We start from the raw sequence: 1,674 nt of genomic DNA, 5'->3' as shown, positions 1-1,674 counted from the left end.
TCCTTGGCGGGGCCTGACAGCGCGCCAAAGCTCATGCCCGCGATGGTAACCGGGATATCCAGTTCAATCGGTTTCTTGGCAAAACGGGTGCCAAGCGTCACCTTGGTTTCGCATTTCTCACGGTAGCCCTCCAGCGGATAGCGCGAAACCGAGGCGCCGAGGAAAAGCAGGTCATCGAAATGCGGCACCTTGCGCTTGGCGCCGCCGCCGCGGATGTCATAGATCCCGGTCGCCGCAGCGCGGCGGATTTCAGCGTTGATCGGGTTGGTGAAGGTCGCCGACTGGATCGGCTCGGTGCGGGGGATTTTAGTATCCTGATCTGACATAGCCTTAAATCCTTAGTACGCTTGCGCGTTGTCGACATCGAAGTTGTAAAGCTGACGGGCCGACCCGTAACGCTTGAACTCCTCCGGCTTGGCATCAGCGCCAGCGCGCGCCAGCAGATCCTTGAGGATCGCGATATGCTCGGGGCGCATTTCCTTCTCGATGCAGTCAGCGCCCAGGCTCTTGACCGAGCCGCGCACAAAGAACCGCGCCTCATAGCAGCTGTCGCCCAGCGCGTCGCCGGCATCGCCCAGCACCACCAGGTTACCCGCCTGCGCCATGAAGGCGCACATGTGGCCGATATTTCCATGCACGACGATGTCGATGCCCTTCATCGATATCCCGCAGCGCGAGGAGGCGTTGCCCTTGATCACCAGCAACCCGCCATGGCCGGTAGCACCGGCATACTGGCTGGCGTCGCCTTCGACGATCACGGTGCCGGACATCATGTTTTCAGCGACACCGGGACCAACCGAGCCTTCGACCTTGACAGTCGCCTGCTGGTTCATGCCGGCGCAGTAGTAACCGGTGGACCCTTTGACGGTGACTTCAATCGGCGAATTCAGACCCACGGCAATTGCATGGCTGCCCTTGGCATTCACAATTTCCCAGGCGGTTTTGTTGGTGCCGCCATTCTGTTCCTGCAAGGTCGAGTTCAGACCACGCAGGCCATTTGCTTCAAGATCATATGTCTGCATCTTAATGGTTCCAGAAGTAAACGGTTGCGGGTTCGGGCTCCCAAACACGGGCAGTTTCAATGCCCGGCAGATTCACCAGCGCGCGGTATTCGCTGCCGAACGCCACATACTGATCAGTTTCTGCCATGACGGCCGGCTTGCAGGCGATCGGGTCGCGGACCACGCCAAAGCCGTCCTTGGTGCCCACCACGAAATTGAAGAAACCATCCAGATCTTCCAGGGTGCCTTCCAGCGCTTCCCCCAGAGTGGCACCGTTCTGCATCTTCCAGGTCAGATAAGCAGCACCGACTTCGGTGTCGTTCTGGCTTTCGATCCGCACCCCGTCCCGGCGCAGCTTGCGGCGCAGGGAGTTGTGGTTGGACAGCGAGCCATTGTGCACCAGGCACTGATCCGAACCGGTCGAGAACGGATGTGCGCCCTCGGTGGTCACTGCAGATTCCGTGGCCATACGGGTGTGGCCGATGCCGTGGCTGCCGCCCATGCCGCGCACGTCGAAACGCTCGGCGACTTTTTCCGGCAGACCCACTTCCTTGTAGATCTCGATGGTGTCGCCTGCGCTCATGACACGCAAGCCGGGACGTAGTTCGGCCAGCGCGCTGCGGGCCTCTTCGGCCTTGCCCGCGGGCACATCCAGCACCGCGTGGGTATCGAT

At 60.8% G+C, this 1,674-nt stretch carries 2 protein-coding genes and 1 pseudogene; all 3 read right to left on the bottom strand.

Annotated elements, in window-relative coordinates; all coding sequences use genetic code 11:
* Positions 1-326: pseudogene (locus tag A2I95_RS35960) on the bottom strand (FMN-binding glutamate synthase family protein); the annotation flags it as partial.
* A gap of 12 nt (positions 327-338) precedes the next feature.
* Positions 339-1,022, bottom strand: coding sequence for a protein GlxC (locus A2I95_RS35955; protein ID WP_259988092.1), 684 nt, complete (start codon positions 1,020-1,022; stop codon positions 339-341).
* Between the two features lies 1 nt (position 1,023).
* The coding region (locus A2I95_RS35950; protein ID WP_291737312.1) for a glutamine amidotransferase family protein at positions 1,024-1,674 on the bottom strand (651 nt) is incomplete at its 5' end.

The sequence above is a fragment of the Leisingera sp. F5 genome (genome assembly GCF_001593695.1).
The sequence above is the reverse complement of the archived record's forward strand: the minus strand, read 5'-3'. Positions and strand labels throughout refer to the sequence as shown.